Annotated in this window: 22 protein-coding genes; 9 read left to right on the forward strand and 13 right to left on the reverse strand. The window is 39.0% G+C overall.

Annotated elements, in window-relative coordinates:
• Positions 1–219: 219 nt before the first annotated feature.
• Genes AC0UA9_RS12415 through AC0UA9_RS12430 form a run of 4 tightly spaced genes read left to right on the forward strand, consistent with a single transcriptional unit; the run spans position 220 to position 3514 of the window.
• Entirely contained in the window at positions 220–1095 is an 876-nt protein-coding gene (locus AC0UA9_RS12415) for a MipA/OmpV family protein (RefSeq protein WP_475660413.1), read from the forward strand.
• On the forward strand, positions 1085–1474 hold the full coding sequence (locus AC0UA9_RS12420) for a DUF3019 domain-containing protein (RefSeq protein ID WP_475660414.1): 390 nt from the start codon (positions 1085–1087) through the stop codon (positions 1472–1474). Before AC0UA9_RS12415 ends, AC0UA9_RS12420 begins: the two co-directional genes overlap by 11 nt.
• Positions 1474–2169 (forward strand): response regulator, encoded by a 696-nt coding sequence (locus AC0UA9_RS12425; protein ID WP_475660415.1) that lies wholly within the window; start codon positions 1474–1476, stop codon positions 2167–2169. Before AC0UA9_RS12420 ends, AC0UA9_RS12425 begins: the two co-directional genes overlap by 1 nt.
• 52 nt (positions 2170–2221) lie before the next feature.
• Entirely contained in the window at positions 2222–3514 is a 1293-nt protein-coding gene (locus tag AC0UA9_RS12430) for an ATP-binding protein (protein WP_475660416.1), read from the forward strand.
• Positions 3515–3598: 84 nt separating this feature from the next.
• Here the strand turns inward: AC0UA9_RS12430 and AC0UA9_RS12435 are convergent, their stop codons facing one another.
• Positions 3599–4102: a lactoylglutathione lyase family protein gene (locus AC0UA9_RS12435; RefSeq protein ID WP_475660417.1), complete on the reverse strand. Its 504-nt coding sequence runs from the start codon at positions 4100–4102 to the stop codon at positions 3599–3601.
• 95 nt (positions 4103–4197) lie between these two features.
• Between AC0UA9_RS12435 and AC0UA9_RS12440 the strand changes: the two genes are divergently transcribed.
• Positions 4198–5094 carry a LysR family transcriptional regulator gene (locus AC0UA9_RS12440; RefSeq protein ID WP_475660418.1) on the forward strand — a complete coding sequence of 299 codons (897 nt, stop codon included), beginning with the start codon at positions 4198–4200 and terminating at the stop codon, positions 5092–5094.
• A 58-nt stretch (positions 5095–5152) separates the two neighbouring features.
• On the opposite strand, the gene AC0UA9_RS12445 is transcribed toward AC0UA9_RS12440, so the two are convergent.
• Complete coding sequence (locus AC0UA9_RS12445; protein ID WP_475660489.1) at positions 5153–7156, reverse strand: S9 family peptidase; 2004 nt, start codon at positions 7154–7156, stop codon at positions 5153–5155.
• A 566-nt stretch (positions 7157–7722) separates the two neighbouring features.
• Positions 7723–8613 carry a LysR substrate-binding domain-containing protein gene (locus AC0UA9_RS12450; RefSeq protein ID WP_475660419.1) on the reverse strand — a complete coding sequence of 297 codons (891 nt, stop codon included), beginning with the start codon at positions 8611–8613 and terminating at the stop codon, positions 7723–7725.
• Between the two features lie 294 nt (positions 8614–8907).
• Here AC0UA9_RS12450 and AC0UA9_RS12455 point away from each other — a divergent pair, with 294 nt between their 5' ends.
• Together AC0UA9_RS12455 and AC0UA9_RS12460 are read left to right on the forward strand one after the other, a co-directional pair.
• Positions 8908–9906 carry a glutathione S-transferase family protein gene (locus AC0UA9_RS12455; RefSeq protein WP_475660420.1) on the forward strand — a complete coding sequence of 333 codons (999 nt, stop codon included), beginning with the start codon at positions 8908–8910 and terminating at the stop codon, positions 9904–9906.
• Positions 9907–9966: 60 nt separating this feature from the next.
• The gene (locus tag AC0UA9_RS12460) at positions 9967–10686 is read left to right on the forward strand and encodes a pirin family protein (protein ID WP_475660421.1); all 720 of its coding nucleotides are present in this window, start codon (positions 9967–9969) and stop codon (positions 10684–10686) included.
• 30 nt (positions 10687–10716) lie between these two features.
• Here the strand turns inward: AC0UA9_RS12460 and AC0UA9_RS12465 are convergent, their stop codons facing one another.
• From AC0UA9_RS12465 to rpe, 5 genes are all read right to left on the reverse strand, one after another.
• Positions 10717–11118 (reverse strand): MmcQ/YjbR family DNA-binding protein, encoded by a 402-nt coding sequence (locus AC0UA9_RS12465; protein ID WP_475660422.1) that lies wholly within the window; start codon positions 11116–11118, stop codon positions 10717–10719.
• Between the two features lie 38 nt (positions 11119–11156).
• Entirely contained in the window at positions 11157–12224 is a 1068-nt protein-coding gene (locus tag AC0UA9_RS12470; protein ID WP_475660423.1) for an FHA domain-containing protein, read from the reverse strand.
• Positions 12215–13498, reverse strand: a complete 1284-nt coding sequence (locus tag AC0UA9_RS12475) for a S1 family peptidase (protein WP_475660424.1) — start codon at positions 13496–13498, stop codon at positions 12215–12217. Before AC0UA9_RS12475 ends, AC0UA9_RS12470 begins: the two co-directional genes overlap by 10 nt.
• 249 nt (positions 13499–13747) lie before the next feature.
• Positions 13748–14752: a tryptophan--tRNA ligase gene (gene trpS, locus AC0UA9_RS12480; protein ID WP_475660425.1), complete on the reverse strand. Its 1005-nt coding sequence runs from the start codon at positions 14750–14752 to the stop codon at positions 13748–13750.
• 186 nt (positions 14753–14938) lie between these two features.
• The gene (gene rpe, locus AC0UA9_RS12485) at positions 14939–15619 is read right to left on the reverse strand and encodes a ribulose-phosphate 3-epimerase (RefSeq protein ID WP_475660426.1); all 681 of its coding nucleotides are present in this window, start codon (positions 15617–15619) and stop codon (positions 14939–14941) included.
• Positions 15620–15917: 298 nt separating this feature from the next.
• On the opposite strand from rpe, the gene AC0UA9_RS12490 reads away from it, so the two are divergent.
• A complete protein-coding gene (locus AC0UA9_RS12490; RefSeq protein ID WP_475660427.1) occupies positions 15918–16586 on the forward strand; it encodes a TorF family putative porin in 669 nt (222 codons plus the stop codon).
• Between the two features lie 201 nt (positions 16587–16787).
• Complete coding sequence (locus AC0UA9_RS12495) at positions 16788–16997, forward strand: DUF2970 domain-containing protein (protein WP_475660428.1); 210 nt, start codon at positions 16788–16790, stop codon at positions 16995–16997.
• 59 nt (positions 16998–17056) lie between these two features.
• Here AC0UA9_RS12495 and AC0UA9_RS12500 read toward each other — a convergent pair whose 3' ends face one another.
• The 5 genes from AC0UA9_RS12500 to AC0UA9_RS12520 form a co-directional block, all read right to left on the reverse strand.
• Positions 17057–17875, reverse strand: a complete 819-nt coding sequence (locus AC0UA9_RS12500; protein ID WP_475660429.1) for a Dam family site-specific DNA-(adenine-N6)-methyltransferase — start codon at positions 17873–17875, stop codon at positions 17057–17059.
• 101 nt (positions 17876–17976) lie between these two features.
• Entirely contained in the window at positions 17977–19359 is a 1383-nt protein-coding gene (locus tag AC0UA9_RS12505; protein WP_475660430.1) for a hypothetical protein, read from the reverse strand.
• Positions 19360–19418: 59 nt separating this feature from the next.
• Positions 19419–20483 carry a 3-dehydroquinate synthase gene (aroB, locus tag AC0UA9_RS12510; protein ID WP_475660431.1) on the reverse strand — a complete coding sequence of 355 codons (1065 nt, stop codon included), beginning with the start codon at positions 20481–20483 and terminating at the stop codon, positions 19419–19421.
• A 114-nt stretch (positions 20484–20597) separates the two neighbouring features.
• Positions 20598–21116 (reverse strand): shikimate kinase AroK, encoded by a 519-nt coding sequence (gene aroK, locus AC0UA9_RS12515; RefSeq protein WP_475660432.1) that lies wholly within the window; start codon positions 21114–21116, stop codon positions 20598–20600.
• Positions 21117–21318: 202 nt separating this feature from the next.
• Positions 21319–23430: a type IV pilus secretin PilQ gene (locus AC0UA9_RS12520; RefSeq protein ID WP_475660433.1), complete on the reverse strand. Its 2112-nt coding sequence runs from the start codon at positions 23428–23430 to the stop codon at positions 21319–21321.
• Positions 23431–23440: the final 10 nt, after the last annotated feature.

A 23440-nucleotide genomic window follows, 5' to 3' on the forward strand; every position in this document is an offset into this window, starting at 1 on the left:
ACCTTGGAAACTGTTATTAAATGCAACCAAATGTAATTGAATGTAATTGCAACTGGTAATTGTATAAAAGAATGGTAAGTTATACCGTCAGCTATTGTAGCGTATAAACGTTAGCGGTTTTTAATGACGCTATCCTTAAAAATGCCACCCAAATAGCCGGTATTTAAACATCGCAAAGGGCTAACAGCACCCATTCTACACTTAAAGGCAAGGTATTACTTGAGATTTTTTTTAACAATTTTACTATTAATTAGCCTATCTAGCTTTGCTGATTGTGAGCCAACATCTGATCGTTGTGCCCCAGTTGGTGAGTGGCGTTTTTCCGCTGCGCTCGGTATGGGTGTTTATACTAACCCACTCAATGGTGGTGACAACACCCCATTAATTATTATTCCTGAAATAAGCTATTACGGCGAAAATATTTTTTTTGAAAATAATACCTTAGGCTACACCTTGCTCAATAAGCAGCATTTAGTCGTTAGCGCCATTACGCAGCTCAACCATGAGAATGCTTACTTTTCTCGCTGGCATCCTCAAAATGTATTTCTAGAAAGTAGCCTGTCTAATAATATCGACATGGGCGACAAAGATGACGCTGATGCCAATGGTGGGAAATATACTGCAGAAATTAATGTGAATGATGTGTCAAAAAAACGCTGGGCAATAGATGCCGGGCTGCAGTTCAATTGGTTTATCAATCAAGCCACAGATGTTGAAGTACAAGTACTTCACGATGTGAATAATGTTTATAATGGCTTCAATGGGCAGGTACAGTTAACACGTTCTCTAACCGTTCAGCAATTACCTAATACCAATATGTCATATGGCATAGGTGCCAACATTAATAGCAAAGATTTAGTCGATTACTTCTATGGGATACAAGCAAAAGATATCAGGGGAAATAAACAGGTTTATCAAGGTAGGCTCAGTGTTAACCCTTATTTTCGCTTAGCGTTTAGTCATAAATTTTCAAACCATTGGCGTGCAAAATTTAATGTTAAGCGCCTATTCTTAGACAGTGGCACAACCAATAGCCCGTTAGTGAAAGACCATCACATTGATACCATTTTTGCTGGAATCGCATATGACTTCTAGCAACGGGTTATGTCTGATTTTGCTGTTAATACTCATCAGTACACCGCAAGCATTGGCGGCGTCAACCGCGACTAAGTTAATGATTAAACCTGATGTCTGCATGGTAAAAAGCTTGGGTGATAGCTGCCAAATGAAGGTCAGGGTGATTTGGCAAAGTGAGCAATTAATCGACGCTTGCTTGTTTCAAAATGAAACACGCTTAACTTGTTGGCAAAAAGTGCGTGCTATTGATACTACGATTCATATTACTTTAGATAAAAACATGGTGTTTACCTTAAAGAATGCACAAGAAACATTTGCCGAACAGCACATAAGAATTAACACGGCATTACCTAAAAAACACCGTCGGCGTTTGCGTGCCAATTGGAGCTTTTTTTAATGAGTCATATATTACTGGTTGAAGATGATTTACGTTTAGCCAATCTTATTTCTAAATTTTTAAAACAAAATGGCTTTCAAGTCTCTATGCTGCACCGTGGTGACAGTGTGGTTACATTTTTGCAAAAGAATTACCCTGACTTAATCATTTTAGATGTGATGCTACCAGAGCAAGATGGTTTTTCAATATGCCGTAAAATTCGCAACAGCTATATCAACCCTATTATATTTTTAACCGCAAAAGACAGTGATTTTGACCATGTACTTGGGCTAGAAATAGGTGCTGATGATTACATTATAAAACCGGTTGAGCCTCATGTACTACTGGCAAGAATAAACATGTTAATTCGCCGGAAAAAACACAGTGAAAAAATGTCAGTAAATAGTCTAACGTTCGGGCAACTGACAATCAATAAGAACTCACGCCAAGTCACACTGTCGTCACAGAATATTGAGCTAACCAGCCATGAATTTGAGCTGCTTTGGTTATTAGCACTCAACGCAGGTGAGCCACAAAGTAGGGAGTATATTCATAAGCAAATGATAGGCCGTGAGTATGATGGTTTAGACCGAAGTGTTGATGTGCGAGTTTCTCTATTACGTAAAAAGTTAGGCGACTGTACTAAAAACCCTTATCGCATTATTACTGTTTGGGGTAAAGGTTACTTATTTAGCAGCAGTGCTTGGGATGAATAAATATGGCCTTAGCAAACAGCAACCACATAACCTTTAAATTAACCACTGCATTGTGAATCGTTTATTCATCAACTTATACTTTGTGATCATTGTGGCCTTATTGTCTATCAATTGGCTTTCTGAACAGCTATGGTTGCATTTTGTTGAATCAGAAAATACGCCCGAGCAACAATGGCATTACCTAGAAAATGTAGCAAAAAGCTTACCCCAATTAAACGCCCAATATACTCAATCAAATAATGCGCTGTTAAGCCATTTTAGTGCTGCGCTGAATGTGCCAATAACGATAGCGCCGATGAATGATTTTTCTTGGCTCAAAGAGCAAGAAAAAGCATTATTAGCCGGCGAGGTAGTGCAAAATTATGATGAGAAAGACAATGTTATTTTCTACGTGAAGTCATTGGACAATCACAACATTTATCAATTAGGTCCTTTTAATAGAAGCCCTGTATTCACGTCTGGTTATCAAAAAGTAAAGTGGCTTTTTTTAGGTATTTCTTACTTATTACTTGCTGGTATTATTGCCCTCTGGAGTAGGCCGCTATGGCGAGATTTAAACCAATTGACAAAAATGGCTGGCGACATTGCAAACGGCAAGCTAGCTGTTGCTAGTTATACAAACAACCACTCCCCTATTAAGCAAATTGTTATTACTTTCAAAGATATGGCACATAGGATTATCCGTTTATTATCTGATCAAAAACAATTAGTGAATGCTGTTTCTCATGAATTGCGTACACCTTTATCAAGGTTACGTTTCTCCCTGGCAATGCTAGAAGGTGCAAACGAAGAGCAACGCAAAGAAATGGTGCAAGATGTCAGTGAAATTGAAGGCTTAGTGGATGAAATGCTAGGCTATGCTCGTTTAGAAAACATTAATCAAGATTTTGAAAAATCTGCTGTTGATTTAACCGCACTGATCAGCCAGCAAGTCAGTAAGCTCAATAGGCTTTCAATGGTAGAGATTAAATGGCAACAACCAGCGCCTTACCCCTACCATTGTAATGAAAACTTACTTGAGCGTGCCATCCAAAACTTATCAACTAACGCCTTACGCCATGCAAAAAAGACCATTCAAATTAGCTTGGTAACGACCCAAGAACAAGTAAAAATCATAGTAGAAGATGATGGTGCTGGCATTGCAGAGCAGGATCAAGATAAAATTTTTGAGCCCTTTTGCCGGTTAGAGTCGCACCGCAACCGTAGCCAAAACCAACAAAAAGGTGGTTATGGGCTAGGCCTTGCTATTGTGCAAAGAATTTGTGAATGGCACAAAGCAAGTTGTACAGTGCATAACTCTGCTTTAGGCGGATGCCAATTTGTTATCACCTTACCTAAGGAGTGACTTCTCACCGCCCTACGGGGCGAAGGTTTACGGCGAAATGGCTAATTTTCATCTTTCACCGGTTTTAACAAACGAGGTGCAAAACTACGAGTACGCACCTGCAGCGTAAGTTAGCTCGTAGCTGTGGCTGTATATTTCTAGGATATTACCAAATGGGTCTTCCATATAAATCATGCGGTAGGGTTTTTCATTTGGATAATAGTAACGTGGTTTGGCCATGCGTTTTTTCCCCCCCGCTTTAACAATTTTTTCAACGAGCTCTTCAAGATTTGGATCTTGAACGCAAAAATGAAAAATGCCTGTTTTCCAATATTCAAAGTTATTTTTTGGGTTTTCTTGGTTTTTAAACTCAAACAATTCAACACCGATACGATCACCTGTCGACAGGTGTGCTATTTTAAATTTCTCCCAATTTGCACCAAATACATCGGTACACATTTCGCCAATAGGACTACCATCTTCCTCAATTTCTGTTGGCTCCATGATCACGTACCAACCTAAAACCTCAGTATAAAATTTAACGGCTTTTTCTAGGCTAGGGACTGAAATTCCAATGTGTGAAAATACTCTTGGGTAAGCTTTACTCATTTATTTGCTCCTCATTAATTTTAATAGGCAAAGTATATTACGCATGATAAAGTATTAAAAATTATCATTTGTTATTATTATGAGTACATTTTGTAATGATAAATCCACTCTTACTGAAAACCTTTTGTACGCTTGCTGATATAGGACATTTTACCAAAACGGCTGACAGTTTATTTATGACTCAATCGGGCGTGAGTCAGCATATAAAAAAATTAGAGCGGCAATTAGGTACTGCTTTATTAGTAAGGGAAGGAAAGTCATTTTCGCTAACCGATGCGGGACTCAAACTTCACCAGCAGGGCAAAGCGTTACTACACAGCGCTGAGGAACTAGAAGCCGCCATCAAGCAAGATGAAATGTTTGCAGGTGAAATAAAAATAGCTTCCCCAGGTAGTGTCGGCCTAAAGTTATATCCACATTTATTAAGCATTCAGCAACAGCATGCAAAATTAATATTTGACTATAGCTTTGCACCTAATGTTGATATAGCCGAAAAGGTTGCTAAAAGAGAAGTTGATATTGGTTTAGTCACAGCGGTCACTCAAATTAATAATATTAGCTATGAAAAGATCGCGGTTGAACCCTTAGTGCTAGTAACCTCTAATAAAATAACGTCAGTGAACTGGCAGCAATTGTTAGCATTAGGTTTTATACAACACCCCGACGCTGAACACCACAGCCAGCAACTACTCAGTAAAAACTTTAGTGAATTTGAACAGCTAACACAATTTAAACATGCAGGATTTTCTAACCAAATCAGTTTAATTTTGGAGCCTGTTAGCCGCGGCATCGGTTTTACTGTATTACCGTTTCATGCGGTAAATTCTTTTCATAAACAGGCAGCAATTCATATTCACAAGCTAGCACACCAAGTGAATGAAACCATATACCTTTGCAGTAATCGCCATTCGCTAAAAACTAAGCGCACGTCTTATATTAAGTCAGAAATATTTAGTTTTTTAAATAATCTCCCCCAGCCTACGGTGATTTAAAATATAACTGCAGGAGTAAAGCCATACTAGTGGCGTATGGCTAGGATAAATAACATTGTTATTTTTGGTTAGTTTTATACTTTTCAAACCACGCCAGCGTATGCTCTATTTTGGTGATCATTCTAGATGGCTTACCGGCAATACCGTGGTAAGTATCAGGCACTTTCACTAACACTGTGTCTATTTTTCTTAACTTAAGTGCTTGATAATACTGCTCTGTTTGTGCCATGGGAGTGCGTAAGTCTTTTTCGCCGGTGATTAGCATTGTGGGTGTACTGACGTTCCCCACTAGCGACATAGGTGAACGTTCCCAATAGTGTGCAACATGATCCCACGGCATACCTGGAAATTGTGTGGGTATTTGCCCTAAACCGCTGTCTGCTGTTAACACTTTGCTTAACCAGTTAATAACCGGCTTAACAACCACGGCTGCTGCAAATCGGTCTGTTAAACCAATAGCGTATGCGGTTGCAATGCCGCCTGCTGAGCCGCCGGCGATAAATAAATTTTTATCGTCAATAAAGCCTAAGTCAATCATGGCATTGACACCAGAATTATGATCAGCGAAGTCTTCTTTAGAGCTGTATTTATATTTTAATAACATAGCAAAGCGCTCACCATAAGAACTACTGCCGCGATGATTATCATAAAAAACCACGTAACCTTCTGCTGCAAAACGCTGTAATTCTGCAGAAAAGTGTGGTCCATAAGCAAGGTGTGGACCACCATGTATCTCTAAAATAAGTGGGTATTTTTTCTTTGGGTCAAAATTAGGGGGTGTGATATACCAGCCTTGAATCGCCTCATTGTCAAAGGCTGATTTGTAGTTAATTTCATGTACCTGCCCGAGTGTTTTATGGCCTAATAAATCGTCATTAACTTGCGTTAAAACCTGTGGCTTTTTCTTGTGATTGATTACAGCGACATCTGCCGGTCGTAAGGCGCTGCCGCTGGTATATGCCATAACACCGCTGGTTGATGCCGTGAATGTTCCGCTGATATAAGGGCGACCAATTGTCGTACCTGCAAGGGTGTCTGTTAAATCTGTAATGCTGCCTTTGGTGGTAATGCTGGCTAATTTACGTTTACCAAAATCGTCATAGCTAAAGGCTAGGCTATTCTTTGATAACCACTGCTGGTCACGAATTGAACGGTCGAAGTCTTTCGCTATTTCAGTAACTTTTTTCGTTTTCCAATCCATAATATTTAACTTGGCATTACGGTAAGGATTTAGCTCATTTGAGGTAGATAAAAATGAAAGCTTTTTACCATTTTGGGAAAAAACCGGATTAAATTCTCTCCCTGGTGAAGACGTTAGCTCGGTTAACTTACCGCTACCGACCTGTACTTGGTATAAGTTTCCTTCTAAGCGCTTATATTCCCAATCTTCTCTTCTGTTAGCAGAGAACACGATTGAATTTCCGTCATTAGTCCATGCTAATGTACCACTGTGATGAAAGCTGTCTTTAGTCAGTTGGCGTGGTGTACCACCTTCACTTGGTAAAACAAATATTTGCTGATAACCAGGCTTAACTAACCCTTTACCGTCTGCCTGATAATACGCTTGATCAATAACCACAACCGGCTTACTCCATTTAGCACCCTTAGGTTTTTTCGGCATTTTAGTAATAACAGTCGGTTGCCCTGCTACCTTTTGCGTAAATGCTAGCCATTTTCCATCGGGCGACCAGGTTAAGTTGGCAGCCTTTGTTTGTAGTTGACTAACAAGCGCTGTTTTATTTTCTGCTAAATAATGCACATGCACTTGATAACTACCGGTTAAATTACTAATAAAAGCAATTTTTTTACCGTCAGCAGACCAACGAGGTTGTGAGTATTGCTTATCATCTGAAAATAACGGTACTTGCTGTTGTGATTTAATATCAATTAACCATAAATTGCTATTAATGCCATCGGTCATAATGTTATTTGAGTTTCTAACATAAACAACTTGCTTGCCATCCGGTGATATTTGCGGGTCGCTTACATACTCTAAGGAAAAGATATCTTCAGCAGTAAACAACTCACTTGCGTAAGCGCTAAGGGATGAGATAGACAACATAACGAACACAATAAAACGCGGTAATAAAGACATAATTAAACATTAATAAGTACAGTGAATTTACATTAAAAACACTCTTTAACTTTTAATTATATCAAACTGCCATAATTTTGATGACATATAAAGCAAATAAAAGTAACAACGGCCTGAAGGCTAAACTGTAGGTAATATCACTGTTCTCTCTTTGACAAGCCCCTATTCTGGCTATTTTATAGACTAAGGTGTTAAGGTTACCTTACACTTATTCCAAGCAATTACATTCCTTGGTTTTAAAACGACTTATTTTTCGTGTTAACTTTAGATGATTTACTGTCTGAACGTTTTACACTAAGCACTAAAATATAAATGTAATAATTTAGAGTCAATAACTTACATAACAGCGTGTTTTTCTATATTTTTATAAGCATATCAATGTCACTTGCTCTATGATCATTCCTATTGGCACAAAAACCAACCACTGCCGATAAAGTAGCGCACTAAATTAATGTAACTGGCGTAATATCAAGGATAACCTCTGCACTTTATTAGCTATATACTGGTCAGTAACATGTACGTATCAGCACTGTTTATTCTTCGCCTAATAAAATTTCTCTTAAGCGAGTTAAGCCTTTACCTTTATTGGTTATTTTCCAAGCCATAAATAAATCTTGTGGCATGATTTTATCTGTTAATGTTATTTGTGTTAATTGCCCTGAAGCAATATATTGTTGAGCTATATAGTTAGGTAAATAGCCTATACCAATACCGGCAATGATCGCTTCCACTTTATGGCTAACGGTACTAACATAAAAACGCTGACTTCCTTCAATCAAGTTAACCGACCACGGAATTTCGTTTTTGGCCGAATCGTGCGCCACAACACTGCGATATTGGGACAGTTCACTTGTACTGACAGGCAACTGAATTTTTGTTAATGGATGAGATTTGTTCACAACCAAAACATTATTGAGCTGTTTTATTTTTATTGCGCGAATACCTTTTTGAGAAGGTACTGGTGCTGGAGCACCTATCACTAAATCCACTCGGTCTTCAATTAATGCTTCCCATGTACCATTTAATACCTCCTCTTTTACATCTATTTCAATATTTTCATGCTCAGTGAGAAAATGCTCAATACCGGAAAATACTGATTTAATATCGATAATAGAATCACAGGCAATACGAATTTTGGGCTCCCACCCATTAGCAATGGTTTGTGTTTGCTCAGCCAGTGCATTGACGGTAGCTAATACTTTACGCCCTTCAACCATTAAATGCTTGCCCGCAGGTGTAAGCACAGAGCGTCGGCCTTGTCTGGTAAATAGGGTGACGTTTAACTGCTCTTCTAGTTTTTGAACAACATAAGAAAGTGCTGAAGGCACTTTATTTAATTGCTCTGCTGCTGCGGCATAGCTACCACGATGATCAATCGCGTCTAATACCAATAGCGCTTCAATACTGAGCGGTGATGTCTGCATAATATTCATCCAATTTTTTAAGTTATCAGCAATAGTAACTGCTCAAATATTTTGAACATACTAAACAAATAACATAGGTTACTCTTTAACCAATCAAGCTATATAATAAACCTAACTCTTAATTCAACCAAATAGTTTAACTATTAAACTGCCTTAAACAACCTAAAAATGATAGCGATAACGGCCAACATAAAACCTCATTTAATCTGAATAATCTTTATATCGCTATTAAAAACCTGTTCAGTATTGAGCGAACAGAAAACAATTTATACTTTAACTGTAGAGGTAACGACCATGACATTAGTAAAAAACAACTGGAAAAGTAGTATTAAAAATGGTGAATATCAGCGTAAGGAGTCTCAATTTAGAAATTGGATAACGCCAGACGGCAGCGCTGGTATAAGCGGTCGCGGCGGCTTTAAGGCCGAAGCGGATCGTTACCATTTATACGTATCACTAGCTTGCCCATGGGCACATCGCACGCTCGTTTTTCGTCAATTAAAAGGTTTAGAAGATTTAATTACCGTCAGTGTGGTACACCCAGATATGCATGACAAAGGTTGGAGCTTTACACATGATGCTGACTCAGCAGCGCATTATGGTACTACCGGTGATGATTTATATACTGACGGTGTAGATGCAGCACAGTACATTAGCGAAAAGTATTTGGCTCAAGACCCTGACTACAGCGGTGTCAATAGCGTACCAATTTTGTGGGACAAAAAAGATAAAGTGATCGTGAATAATGAATCTTCGGAAATTATTCGAATGTTCAATAGTGCTTTTAATGAGATTACCGGTAACACGCTAGACTTTTACCCTGAAGCTTTGCGCGAAAAGATTGATATCGTCAATGACTTTGTCTATCACAATATTAATAATGGTGTTTACAAAACAGGTTTTGCCACCACGCAAGCAGCCTATGATAATAATATAACCCCATTATTTGCAGCACTTGACCAAATTGAGCTAACGTTATCAAAGCAGCGTTATTTAACCGGCAATGAAATTACCGAAGCCGATTGGCGCTTATGGGTGACTTTAGTACGCTTTGATTCGGTTTACCACACGCACTTTAAATGTAATTTGAAATTAATTGCGCAATATCACAATATTTATAACTTTATGTTAGCCCTTTACCAAATACCTAATATTGCTAAAACGGTTAATCAAGCGCATATAAAGCGTCATTATTATGCTAGCCATTTAGCGCTAAATCCGTTGGGTATTGTACCTATAAGCCATCAGCAAGATTGGACTGTAGCACACGATAGAGACGAGCAGTTTCAGTAACCAACAAATCACTTTGCATAATGCTCGTTTGTTAGTCATTTTAACGTAAGGATCTTTTTTATGCTTAAACATTATCCCTATAAAACCTTAGGTTATGCAAACCATGGTTGGCTTAAGGCAAAGCACCACTTTAGCTTTGCTAATTACTACAACCCTGCACGCATGGGGTTTGGTAAATTGCGTGTGATTAATGATGACTGGATTGAATCTGGCTCTGGCTTTCCACCACATCCACACAAAAACATGGAAATAATTACCTTTGTTCGCTCTGGCGCTATTACACATCAAGATAACGCGGGTAATCAAGGGGTGACTAAAGCGGGGGAAGTGCAAGTGATGAGTGCCGGCACCGGCATTGTGCACTCAGAATATAACCAAACGAAAGAGCCATTAACGCTTTACCAAATTTGGCTTGAAACCAATAAGCATAGTGTATCGCCACGTTGGGAAAGTAAGCAGTTTCCTACGCAACAAGGTACGGCGTTGACCCTACTGGTGTCTGGATATGACGACGATAAAGGCGAAGCACTTTTTATCAACCAAGCAGCACGTATTTATGGCGGAAAGTTAGCCAAAGGAACGGTTATTGAGCATAATATCACTCACCAAGCTTATGTTCTTGCCTCAAGAGGTACCTTTACAGTAGAAGAAAACGCTGGTAGTAACGTGCAAAGCGTCACGATGAACAAAGGCGACGGGCTGGAAGTGACTCAATGCAAGTCAGTTTTGTTAAAAGCCACAACTGATTGTGAAATTATCATTATTGATACCGTTGCTTAATTGCACGTAACTCGGTCACAACGCAGTATATTATAATGCCAAGATAGATTTTTGTTCTGTCTTGGTCATTTTACTCACCACCAAGATAAACGAATTATCGATCATGCGCTCTATTTCGCCTGCGGGAATTGTACCGTCGAGAATGATGGTGTTCCAATAGCGTTTATTCATATGGTAACCTGGAATGACCGCACTAAAAATATCGCGCAAGATAACGGCTTCATCTGGGTCACACTTAACATTAAGGCAATAATAGCCAGCCATTAGGCTGCCACTTCCTTTTTCATTCCCCTTGCCTAACGATAAAGTAGCAAACATGTTATTTTTAACCCGAAACACTTTTACCTCGTCGCCAAATGGGTAATAGAGCGAGGTTGCGGGCTTTGAATACAAGTATTCTTGTACTTGCTCATTCGTTAGGCTGTCATTCATTATAGTGTGCCTATAATCTGAACTTGGTTTAGTGTTTGCTATTTTTTTAATGTTTCTTGCTTAGCTTCTTCAAATAACTGTTTGCTCTGTTCAATAAACTCGTCGACATTCGTACCTGGGGCTATTAAATAGCTTGGCATCATAATTGTCGCGTTGTAGCGCGGTCTAGGATCAAATTCAGGTTTATGGCTGTACTTAACCAAATAATGACCACCAAAAAGTAGTAAGGTCATACTAACAGCAACGATACTACGTCGTTTAACGTTCATTTGAAAACCGATATAGGTGTTCAGCCAAAACAAAGTAAAGGCTAGCGCAACAGAGAGTGCAACAACAAATAACGGTAGCATTGAGCCGGTAGCACTATTAAAGCGAACAATATCTTGTAGAAAGTCATTTAACCACATTAGGTTAAAGAAAATGTAGCTTACCCCTAACTGAGTTAATATACGTGCATCATGCTTACAAAGGTGAGAGACCAAGGCTACAGCTGCTGGCCATAAAGCAAATCCTAACGTTACGCCAATTGTTGGCACCAGCAGCTGAGAGAAGTTTAGCTCTTTCGAGGTGTTTAGGTAAAAATCCCCCCCTTTAATTAAGGTAAATAACACAATACTTAGTAATAAGGCCACAGGATGGCGCATTACGTTAATCAAGCGTTCAAACGAGCTTAATGCCAATGTTGGTGCTACAGGGTGCCCAGTAAACAGTATACGTAACTGGCTTTTACCTAAGGTGATAATATCACCATCATTAATTATATGTTGGTCAGCTGAATGTCGACTTTTATTTTTATTTTCAATATACGAGCCATTGACGGTTTGCTTGTCTAAAATTTTCCATTGCCCATTTTCTTGCTCAATACTTAAGTGGTTTGGGCAAATGTGTGGGTCGGTTAAAATAATATCATTATGGTAATTACGCCCTATACTTATTTGCGGCTGTGATAATTTATGCCGATGTACTAGTTTATGGTTACGGCTAATTTCTTCAATAATTATACTGCCAGCTGTATTTTTTGTCTGCACTGCAGGGGGCACATTATCAGCCACTCCCTCAGTACTTGTCAGCTTAGTGTTTAGAGGCTGGGCCGGCGTTATTTCCATGATACGGCCTCCATAAATTGTCGGGTAAAAGCTAATGCATTCGCCTGGCTAACGCCTGCAATGGTAAAGTGACTAATGATCGCCTGTTTATTTTTGTCTACAGACGCACTTAAATAAAGCACATCGTACAAGCCAAGAAACTTTTTATAGGCTCTAGTACAAAAAATAGTTTTGTTCGTAATACTTTGATTATTAGGGCTAACTAAATCACTATGGCACTGAAACTCGGTAACATTTTCTTTGTCAGCCATGTTCCCCGCGCTTGCTCGATTAATATGTTGTTGGTATAGATAATAAAACTTGGTCGCGCCAATGTCTTTAGCTTGCATCGTTTTAAATTCTATTTCCACTGTCCCGGTGAAAAAGTGAGGAGCAATGTAGGTATTTTCATTGAGTGAACAATTAGCCACGGCAGCTAAAATTAACGCATCAACTTTATCGGCATTTGAATCTCCCCAGCAACGAATAAAAGGTACGTCAATAATAGGAATAACCGCCGCATTACCCAGTGGTTTTGCTTGCCATGGGCTCGTTAACATTGTGCTTATTAGTTTATCTTGACGCAGCATTAATTGCTTGGTCATTTGCTGTGCAATTGAAGGAGGTGGCGATTGTATAAACTCTTGATAAAGCGAGACTAATTTATCATGAGGAACAAGAAAGCCAATAGAATTACCGGAGGTCGCCACATTCACCCCAACCACCTTGGCGGCTTTATTGACTACGGGGCCGCCGCTCATACCTGAATTAATTGAACCGGTAAAATGAATGCGATCATTAAAAGATTCCTTTTTCAAACCGTTATAAGTGCCAGGTACCACAATCATGCCTAAATCATGCGGGTTGCCAAGCGAATACAGTTGTTCACCTTTGTGAGGTACTGTTTTTGACAATGTAAAAAACTGCCTGCTTTGTGCTGTGGTAAGCTGGGTCATATCACGCTTTACCAAAGCAAGGTCGTTAATAATATCAACACTTTGTAAAGACAATTCGCCGCTTTTTCCTTGAAAATCTAGATACTCAATGCGGTATTTTGTTGGGTGTAAGGCATAACTTGAAATAACGTGATAATTCGTAGCAATAATACCATCGCCACTAATTTGAAACCCTGAGCCAATCGATGATTTTTCACCACTGGCCTTATCTATTAGTTTTATTTGATAAAGTGATGGTTGCAACTGGCTAAAAAGCCGCTCGGCTTGTTCAGCGGCAACACCAACCTTACTTAATACAATTACTAATAACAAACAGAGTAAGTTTAAAAAAGCCTTCATTCAGGTTCCTATCAAAAAATCACGACACTATTGTGCCATTGTTAGCGTATTAGTCACTGAATATTTTGTATATTATTATGTCTAAGTTAAACGGCTAACACTGTTAGCCTAGTGCTAGGTAATGCGCGTAGCTACTTGGGAAAGGTGATTAATATGGTAAGAAAAGTAGCCTGTGACTGGTCAACAGTATGATAGTTAGCGAATGGTTTTACCAATCGCTAACTTGCTTATTTACTTAGTAACTAAGCACTATGGGCGTGGAATAAAGCCTACCGCATCATACACTGAGGTTAACACTTTATTAGCGCGCAGCGATGCTTTTTCAGCACCATTTTTCATCACTTGCTCTAAAAAGGTTTGGTCAGCGCGATATTGATGAAATTTTGTTTGTATTGGCGCTAGCATAGCAACCACAGCTTCAGCCACATCACCTTTTAAATGACCATACATTTTATCTTCGTAATCAGGCACTAAGCTGTCAACTGATTTACCTGTTGCACAGGAAAGCAAAGACAACAAATTTGATACTCCAGGCTTTTCCGCTACATTATAGTATATGTTAGCTTGTTCGTCTGAGTCGGTCACTGCACGTTTAATTTTCTTCATGATTTTTTTAGGATCTTCTAATAAACCGATAAAGTTACCCGGGTTATCATCAGATTTAGACATTTTTTTCGTCGGCTCTAACAGGCTCATTACGCGTGCGCCATGCTGGGGAATAAAGGGATCAGGCACGGTGAAAATATCACCATAAATGTTATTAAAACGAGTAGCAATATCACGCGCAAGCTCTAAATGCTGTTTTTGATCATCGCCCACAGGTACACTGTCTGCGCCATATAATAATATGTCAGCTGCCATCAATACGGGGTAAGTAAATAAGCCAGAATTCATATTCGCTTCTGACTTTTGTGACTTATCTTTATATTGCGTCATACGGTTTAACTCGCCCATTTGGGTGTAACAGTTTAACACCCAACTTAATTGAGCATGTGCTGGCACATGTGACTGTATGAAAATAGTACTTTGCTCTGGATCTACACCACAGGCTAAGTATAAAGCTAAACCATCTAAAGTGGCTTGGCGCAGATCTTCTGCTTTAGGACGCACCGTGATCGCATGTTGGTCAACCAACATATAATAGCATTCGTGACTCGATTGCATATTGACCCACTGCTTTAATGCGCCTAAATAATTACCAATAGTTAATTCGCCTGATGGCTGGCAGCCACTTAATACAATGGGTTTACTCATATCTTTCCTTTAAATGCGTTTTTATTAAAAGCAGCTTGATACTGCTCAAAAATGTTTAATTAGTACTATATACTGATAATTTTTTAATTGGCTTAACGGTGTATTTTTACTCAGAATTTCACTCAGTAAGTAAGAGTGTATTGTAATTGAAAAAATCAACTCGCTTATGGCTTATTTAGGCTTAAATTATGTGTCTGCGGCTACTTTTGCAAGCTCAGCGCGCATTTCATCTATCGCTACTTTGTAGTCTACTTTAGAAAATATTGCACTACCTGCAACAAACATATCTGCACCAGCGGCAGCAATATCAGCAATATTGTCAGCGTTAACACCACCATCTACTTCTAAGCGAATATCTCGGCCGCTTTGTTTTATTTTTTCTTTTACTAAGCGTAATTTGTCTAAGGTCGTAGGAATGAATGATTGCCCACCAAAGCCTGGGTTGACAGACATTAATAAAATAACGTCAAGCTTATCCATGACAAAATCTAAACAGCTTAAAGGTGTTGCTGGATTTAATACTAGCCCGGCCTTACAACCCTGATCTTTTATTAACTGTAAAGAGCGATCAATGTGATCACTTGCTTCAGGATGAAAAGTAATAATATCGGCGCCTGCTTTAGCAAATTGCGGTATTAGTGTATCAACAGGCTTAACCATTAAATGTACATCAATAGGTGCTGTAATACCGTAGTCGCGGAGTGACTGACAAATCATCGGCCCAAAGGTTAAGTTAGGTACAAAATGGTTATCCATTACATCAAAGTGAATAACATCTGCACCTGCAGATAAGACTTTAGCAACATCATCACCCAAACGCGCAAAATCAGCTGACAATATAGATGGGGCAATTAAAAAAGAAGACATAACATTAGCTCTATCAAAAATATTACTCTTATTATACCCAAGCCACATAAAAAATACGAGTATCGTGCATGCTCTCAATTCAGTTGTGCCTCCTGCACTTCATTAGTACAAACACGCTTTTTTGCACCAATATAACGCATAGCGTGTGCTAGCTTTTACTTTTTGGGCATAAGGGAAACACCACAAGGCATTGATATAAAACAACTATTCATTTAAGCGCTGTTAATCATCAATACAGGCACTCTCTTTGCAAAATACTTAACAGATTCAATTTTATTCTAATTAAAGAGAGACAAACATGAAAAAATCAATGTTAACTATCGCAATATTGTCAACTTTAGCTACATCAGTGCTTACCTCTAAAGCAGCCTTCGCTGTTGAAGGGTTAAGTGCGAATGTTGCTGCAACGTCTAATTACTTATGGCGTGGTTTAGAGCAAACTAACGGCGCAGCTGCTATCTCAGGTGGCATTGACTATACTGCTAACTCTGGTTTTTATGCAGGGACTTGGGCTTCAAATGCCAGCTGGGGTGACATGAAAACTGAGTTAGACTTTTATGCTGGTTTTGGAGGCGCTATCTCAGCAGACATTTCGTATGACGTAGGGTTTATCTATTATGCATACCCAGACTCCATCAGTGGCGACGCTGATTTTTCTGAAGTATACACTAGCATTTCATTTCAAGCGTTAACCCTGGGTGCTGCCGTATTAACTTCAGGTGAAGGGGCAGACGTTGGGGATACACTTTATATTAGCGCCGATTACGCTATAGCATTAAACAATGAAGCCGAGGTAAATTTACATATTGGGTCATACAGCGGTGATTGGTTAGCAGATGATTCAATTGACTATGGGGTCAGTATTTCAAAATCTGGCTTTACTTTCGGTGCTTCTGCTACTGATTTAGAGGGTGAAGCTGGTGATATTAAAGTATATGTCGCTTACGCTGTTGATATTGACTTGTAAGTTTCTTATAAAGTTAAACACGAATAAAGCCTTAGCTTAGTTTAACTCATTACAAAGCGCTACGAGATCATAGCCTTGTAGCGCTTTTAGCGTTGCTCAAAGTAAACTTGGTATTCTGTCACGATTGCACTATAGTTTTATGGAGAGTTATATTTGTAGTCTCAAGTTTTACTAACCATTTACCTTTACATTGAGTACCAAATGCAAGATAAATCAGATAAAACATCTTCAATAAAAACCACCTTTAAAGGTGTCGCGGCAGCTTTTTTCGGTGTACAAAGCCATAACAACCGAGCAAGAGACTTTTCACAAGGTAAAATTAGTCATTTCATTATTGTTGGGGTCATTTGCGTGCTTATTTTTATTTCGGTGTTAGTGGTGATTGTGAACTTAGTGATACCGGCAGGTTAGCTAACCTGGACTCGGCTTAAATAATTTGCTCACCTTGGTCACCCTAGCGGGATTTGTTGTTATTTATAAAGTGCCATCAACTCGGCAACTTTTTTGCGCGTACTACCTTTGGTGCTAATGGTTCGGGCAACTTCAACTGATTTAATTTTAGCTGCATGTTCGTATATTTTTCGTGTCCAAATCGTATCGTGGTTTGAAATTAAGACAACGGTAGATTTGTTTGAAGATACCTCTTCAGCCGCATTCGCTAAGTCTGCCTGCTCATCTAACCCAAAGCCATTGCCTGAATAACTCGTAAAACTTGCTGTTTTGCTTAACGGTACATAGGGTGGGTCACAATAAATCACATCGTTGCCTTTAGCACGAGTAAAGGTTTTACGGTAGCCTTCGCAAACAAAAGTGGCTTGTTGGGCCTTGTCTGCAAAAAAATTTAATTCAGCTTCAGGGAAGTAAGGACGTTTATATTGACCAAAAGGCACATTATAACCACCAGACTTATTGTAACGGCATAAACCATTATAGCCATGGCGATTCATATATAAGAAAATGAGTGAGCGAAAGTAACTATCGTTACTGTCGTTAAACTCTTTTCTAAATTGATAATAGCGTTCGCTCTTATTGTTTTCTATACTAAAAAGCGCTTTAGAATCTGCGATAAAAGCATCAGGTTTGCGTTGTAATATTTTATAAAGGTTAATTAAGTCTTGATTGATATCATTAAGAATATACTTAGGGTAGTCTGTATTTAAAAAAACAGATCCCGCGCCGACAAACGGCTCTATTAAACAGTCACCTTTTGGAAGCATTTTTGCAATGACATCACTGAGGCTATATTTACCGCCAGCCCACTTTAAAAACGCACGATGTTTATTGCTCATGTTCGCCTAATTCAAATTCGCCTAAATAGGCAACCAATAAAATAAAATTTCATTGTATCTTGATTTGCCCTTTAACGATATTTATTTCTCTTTATCGGGCCTTATTTATGGTTAATTTCTGCCTTAACAAGGGCTAAATCTTTAACCCATACCCCGCTTGCAACAATTGCTTGCGGTAAGGTTTTCATAGCTGCTTTTGCTTGTTCCTGATCAGCAAAGATTTTACTTGTTAACACAATAAAGGTTTGCTCTTGTAATCTCTTTTGATAACTAAAATATTGTAGCTCTGGGTACTCTTTCATAAACCTTTTTAATAAAGCAAAGTCAGTAAAGCCTACAAGCTGTATCACATAGCCTGCTGGTGTATTCAAATAATACTGAGGGGTTAGCGCCAAAGGCAGTTTTTCCTCAGGTGTTTTTTCTATGGATGCTATCGTTTTATTTTCGCGAGGAGTTATTGGGTTTTCAAGTGTGCTTGGTTGTGCTTGTATGGTAATCACAGCGGCTTTAGCTTGGTCGCCAGCAAGTGCTTGTAATATATCAGTCGCTTGTGCCGTTTGTTGAGTTGTTACGGCATTGGCACCTAGTAAAGCGGCATGTATATCTGTTGATTTTGCCTGTTGGTCGGCCGTGGTTGATACCAGCTGCTTAGTATCGAACGCTTGTGCATTACTTAACTCTTTTGGCTTTAATGCTGTAGTCACTGGCTGCGTGGCAGTTAACGGTAAGTTTTCTGTATTATTTATTGCGGGTAATTGCGACAAACTAAAGCTATTAAAATTTATCAACAAAAACCAAGTGATACCAATAAATGCGGTTATTACCACAGCTGTTGCCACCAGTTTAAGCCATAACTTACGGCTAAACAGGGTGTTCTCAATGGTAAACTTTGCATGCTCTAATGGGAATAACTGCCCTGATTTTGCATCAATAATAGACAATTTATTTTTGAATATACTTTTATTGGTTGCAACATTTTGGGCCGCCTGCTCTTGCCCAAATAATGCCACGTTAATTTTGCCTTGCGTTTTATTCGCTACATCAACTAACTGACAAAGTTCATACTTTATTTGTAATGATAAGGCCTGTGCGTGCTCGACTACAATAGTAATGGTTTCATTACTTTGCTTACTTAACTTTAAGATGCTGACAGCCAATGATTTTTCAGGATCAAATAAGGTATTGGCAAACAACTGTTCAATAAAACGACAGCGGATTTGAATATCATTTAACTTAGTAGACGCTGAAACAAAGGCAACGTTAGTATCTACTGTTGATGTTTCTTTGGCAAGGCTACTTAAAAATTGACGCGCAGCTTGTGTATAAATTGCGGCATCTTGGTCAATAACCAAAACAGCTTGCTTAGAGAAGCGTTGAATATAATCGATACGTGCGCTAACACTTATTGAAGTCACTGCGGGCTCACTATTTAATTGCATTGCAGCAATATTAGCCTGATTAATATTTTTATGCGCTGTGGACATATTCAACCCTTTCTACAGTTGCCTACCTAGGTCACTACACCTAAGATAGGGCTAACGAATTATAGAATTTGTTGAAGTAACTCTTGGGTAATATCATCACGTATTTCTGACTGTCCTATCGCGGTAGGAACAATAAAACGTAATTTTCCGCCAATATTTTTCTTGTCTCGGCGCATATGGCGAACAAAGTCTTCACAAGCCATGCTTTCTGGGGCTTGTAATGGTAAGTCAAACGCTGAAATCAGTGACTCTATTCGACAAAGTTCTGGCACTTCAAGCAAATTCATTGCTACAGCTAATTTAGCAGCAAGTACCATGCCAGTAGCAACTGCTTCACCGTGAAGCCAGTTACCATAGCCTTGCTCTGCTTCAATAGCATGGCCAAAAGTATGCCCCAAGTTAAGTAATGCGCGTATTCCTGCTTCTGTTTCGTCACTTGCGACAATATCGGCTTTGCACTGACAGCACTTTTCAATCATGCGCGCTAAGGTTTTTTCATCACCTGTTTTTATTGCATCAATGTTGCCTTCTAACCAAACAAAAAAATCATAGTCACCTAAAATACCGTATTTGATTACTTCAGCCATGCCTGCATTAAATTCACGGGTAGGTAAGCTTACTAGGCTGTTAATGTCTATTACGACAGCTTTAGGTTGGTAAAAGGCGCCTATCATATTTTTACCTAACGGATGATTAACCGCCGTTTTACCGCCTACCGACGAGTCAACTTGTGACAACAAAGTTGTTGGTACTTGAATAAAGTCTATGCCTCGCTGATAGCAGGCAGCGGCAAAACCAGTAATATCGCCTATCACACCACCACCTAGGGCAATTAAGGTAGTATCTCGACCATGTTCATTGGCTAATAAGTGTGACATGATCTGCTCAAAATTAGCTAAGCTTTTTTCAGCTTCGCCATCAGGTAAAATAACTTCATCTAACTCAAAATCACTTAATTTGGCTTTAATTTTATCAAGATATAGCGGTGCAACAACCGTATTCGTAACGATACAAACACGTTTAGCGCGAATGTGACCTGTTAATAATGTTTCATTATCAAACAAGCCTGCTGCAATATAAATGGGATAGCTTCGTTCGCCTAAATCAAGATTAAGAGTTAACATAATAGATGGTACCAGATAGTTTTTGCCGGATAGCGTTTTTACTAGATAGCTATAAACCTAAGTAAAGCCACTTTTGTCAGTGGCTTTGGTTTGAGCACAAAATGGCGCTATTACCTAGAAGTCGAGGCGTTCAATGATTTTATGAGCAACCACTTTTGCGCTTTGATCATCTGTTTTAATTACAACGTCGGCAATCTCTTCATAAAGTGGATTACGTACCACGGCCAATTTTTCTAATACTGTGCGTGGGTTTTCTGACGTTTGCAATAAGGGACGACGACGATCTCTTTGTGTACGGGCAACTTGTTTGTCAATGGTTGTTTCCAAGTACACTACAATGCCTCGTGCCGACAAACGATTACGTACCTGCATGCTAATAACTGAGCCACCACCTGTAGCTAAAACAATACCTTGTTTTTCGCTTAAGTCTTCAATAACATCTTCTTCTCTTTTACGAAAACCTTCTTCGCCTTCAAGATCAAAAACCCAAGCAATATCTGCCCCAGTACGACGTTCAATCTCTTGATCAGAGTCGAAAAATTCAAGATGTAGCCTGTCTGCAAGCTCTCTTCCTATTGTGCTTTTGCCAGCACCCATAGGGCCTATAAGGAAAATGTTACGTTTTTCTGCCATTTGATTTACTTAATACTCGTTTGTTACAGGTATATCAAAAGACCATTATAGCAACAGCCATAGAGCTTTTGATGTCATAGAGGTCTCCCTCGGTAATTTCAAGAGCGCAATTATCGCAATTGTTGGGGTAAGATTGCAAGCAACATTGTTAGTAAGTCAGACAAAAAAGCTAACTTACTAACATTAACACGGTAAAGTGTTGTTAAAAGTGCTCGGTAACAACGCGTGGCGTAACAAAAATGAGTAATTCTTTTTTCTCATTAAATTGACTCGTGTTTCTAAATAACCATCCAAAATAAGGAATATCGCCTAATACCGGCACTTTAGAAACTGAACTGATAATAGATTGTTGATAAATACCACCAAGCACAATAGTTTCACCGTTATTTACTAACACTTGGGTGCCAATACGTTGTGTGTCGATGGCTGGTGCACTGCCACTTTGCACTGTTGAGATAGTATCTTGTGTAACCACTAAATCTAAAATAATTTTATTATCAGGGGTAATATGAGGGGTTACCGTTAAGCTTAACACTGCCTTTTTAAATTGCGTTGCAGTAGCACCACTTGAGGCCGCTTCTTGGTACGGTATTTCAACACCTTGCTCAATATAGGCTTCTTTTTGGTTAGCGGTAGTAATACGCGGACTCGCAATGATTTCGCCTTTACTTTCTTGCTCCATTGCACTTAATTCAAGATCTAATATTGTGCCGTCAGCTAAACGTGCTACTTGAAACGCTAACGCGCCAGCAGGGTTTGCAACCGGTAAATTAACATTTAATCTATCGTTAACTGAAGGGACATTACCTACACCTGGGTTAGCCGCTATATTGTTACCAATAGATGAACCTTCTAGTGAGCCTGATGAGCCAAACTCTCCGTCGGTATTAGTCACCCCCCAACGAATGCCAAGCTCTTCATTAATATTATCTTTAACGGTTACCATGCGCGCTTCAATAACAACTTGGCGCACGGCTACATCTAAAATACTGACCATACGTTTAATGTCTTCAATACTTTTGGCAGTATCGCGAATAAGTAAAGTATTGGTGCGTTCATCAACCGAAACGCTCCCACGCTCAGACAAGATGCTCGTGTCTTCATTTTTAATTAATTCAGCAAACTCGGCCGCTTTAGCATAATTAATTTGAACATACTCAGAGTATAATGGTGCTAATTCTTCTACTTGCTGCTGCGCTTGTAGGTTTTTTGCTTCTCTTGCGGCTAACTCATCGCTCGGTGCTACCATTAAGATATTACCTTGCATGCGTTTGTCTAACCCTTTGACTTTTAAAATAATGTCAAGCGCTTGGTCCCAAGGTACACCATCTAAACGTAAGGTAATATTGCCGGCGACAGTGTCACTGGTAATTAAGTTAAACTCGTTATAGTCTGCAATAATTTGTAGTACGGTTCGTACCGGAATATCTTGAAAATTAAGCGAAATTGAACGTCCGGTAAATTCATCAGTACCCGCTAAGTAACCTGGCACCTTTTTGGCTTTTTCTTTAACAGACAGTACAAACAAGTTACCTTGCTGGTTATGTGAAAAAGTGAAATGAGACTCTACATCAATCACTAACCGCGCATTACGCCCATCTTTAAAAGTTTCAATATTAGAGACGATGGTTCCAAAGTCACTGACATCAAGCTTATATAATAAGTCATCTATGATTTGTGTGTTATGAAACTCAACATTGACTTTGCCTAATTTATCATTTACATCCACAGCAACGGCACTGTCTTTTAAGTAAACCAATACTTCAGCCGCATTGTCTTCACCTAAACGAAAATCAAGTGATTCTATATGGTTAATAAATTGCTCACCTGCCGGGCTAAGTGCTTCTACCACACTCGCTGACTGGCCAGAACTAAGGGTTAAAGAAAAAGTATTGTCTGTTAAAGCAACATCAAAGACTGATAACTTTTTTAGGTTCACTGTTGCTTCCGTGTTGCCTGACGAGTTGTCTAAAAAAATATCAGTCACCCCTGCATGGTTAACCACTGTGTTTTGCAAGCTAGGGTCAAACGTGTCGGCAGCAAAGCTGATTGTTAAAAAGGCTGGGTTCATCGAAGAGTGCACTTCAGGTAGAGCATCTATTTTGTCAGTAAACTCGAACACTAATTCAATTTGATCATCTTGAATTGTATTGTAAGAAATACCTTTTAAATGACTAGTGCTAACCACTTCTGCGCTAATATTTAATGACAAAGTAGCAAATATAAACAAGGTTAAAACGGCCAGTCCGCTTCTCATTAAATTAACTAGTTTCGCAAAGGTTTTATTATAACTTTTTATTTTATTCAATCGCATTATTATTTCC

This window comes from Colwellia sp. F1, from assembly GCF_056238625.1.

What these genes read in the sequence shown, in the direction of transcription:
- AC0UA9_RS12420 (WP_475660414.1), top strand. Translation starts at nt 1,085, where the DNA reads ATGACTTCTAGCAACGGGTTATGTCTGATTTTGCTGTTAATACTCATC.
- AC0UA9_RS12425 (WP_475660415.1), top strand. Translation starts at nt 1,474, where the DNA reads ATGAGTCATATATTACTGGTTGAAGATGATTTACGTTTAGCCAATCTT.
- AC0UA9_RS12435 (WP_475660417.1), bottom strand. Translation starts at nt 4,102, where the DNA reads ATGAGTAAAGCTTACCCAAGAGTATTTTCACACATTGGAATTTCAGTC.
- AC0UA9_RS12440 (WP_475660418.1), top strand. Translation starts at nt 4,198, where the DNA reads ATGATAAATCCACTCTTACTGAAAACCTTTTGTACGCTTGCTGATATA.
- AC0UA9_RS12445 (WP_475660489.1), bottom strand. Translation starts at nt 7,156, where the DNA reads ATGTTGTCTATCTCATCCCTTAGCGCTTACGCAAGTGAGTTGTTTACT.
- AC0UA9_RS12450 (WP_475660419.1), bottom strand. Translation starts at nt 8,613, where the DNA reads ATGCAGACATCACCGCTCAGTATTGAAGCGCTATTGGTATTAGACGCG.
- AC0UA9_RS12455 (WP_475660420.1), top strand. Translation starts at nt 8,908, where the DNA reads ATGACATTAGTAAAAAACAACTGGAAAAGTAGTATTAAAAATGGTGAA.
- AC0UA9_RS12460 (WP_475660421.1), top strand. Translation starts at nt 9,967, where the DNA reads ATGCTTAAACATTATCCCTATAAAACCTTAGGTTATGCAAACCATGGT.
- AC0UA9_RS12465 (WP_475660422.1), bottom strand. Translation starts at nt 11,118, where the DNA reads ATGAATGACAGCCTAACGAATGAGCAAGTACAAGAATACTTGTATTCA.
- AC0UA9_RS12470 (WP_475660423.1), bottom strand. Translation starts at nt 12,224, where the DNA reads ATGGAAATAACGCCGGCCCAGCCTCTAAACACTAAGCTGACAAGTACT.
- AC0UA9_RS12475 (WP_475660424.1), bottom strand. Translation starts at nt 13,498, where the DNA reads ATGAAGGCTTTTTTAAACTTACTCTGTTTGTTATTAGTAATTGTATTA.
- trpS (WP_475660425.1), bottom strand. Translation starts at nt 14,752, where the DNA reads ATGAGTAAACCCATTGTATTAAGTGGCTGCCAGCCATCAGGCGAATTA.
- rpe (WP_475660426.1), bottom strand. Translation starts at nt 15,619, where the DNA reads ATGTCTTCTTTTTTAATTGCCCCATCTATATTGTCAGCTGATTTTGCG.
- AC0UA9_RS12490 (WP_475660427.1), top strand. Translation starts at nt 15,918, where the DNA reads ATGAAAAAATCAATGTTAACTATCGCAATATTGTCAACTTTAGCTACA.
- AC0UA9_RS12495 (WP_475660428.1), top strand. Translation starts at nt 16,788, where the DNA reads ATGCAAGATAAATCAGATAAAACATCTTCAATAAAAACCACCTTTAAA.
- AC0UA9_RS12500 (WP_475660429.1), bottom strand. Translation starts at nt 17,875, where the DNA reads ATGAGCAATAAACATCGTGCGTTTTTAAAGTGGGCTGGCGGTAAATAT.
- AC0UA9_RS12505 (WP_475660430.1), bottom strand. Translation starts at nt 19,359, where the DNA reads ATGTCCACAGCGCATAAAAATATTAATCAGGCTAATATTGCTGCAATG.
- aroB (WP_475660431.1), bottom strand. Translation starts at nt 20,483, where the DNA reads ATGTTAACTCTTAATCTTGATTTAGGCGAACGAAGCTATCCCATTTAT.
- aroK (WP_475660432.1), bottom strand. Translation starts at nt 21,116, where the DNA reads ATGGCAGAAAAACGTAACATTTTCCTTATAGGCCCTATGGGTGCTGGC.
- AC0UA9_RS12520 (WP_475660433.1), bottom strand. Translation starts at nt 23,430, where the DNA reads ATGCGATTGAATAAAATAAAAAGTTATAATAAAACCTTTGCGAAACTA.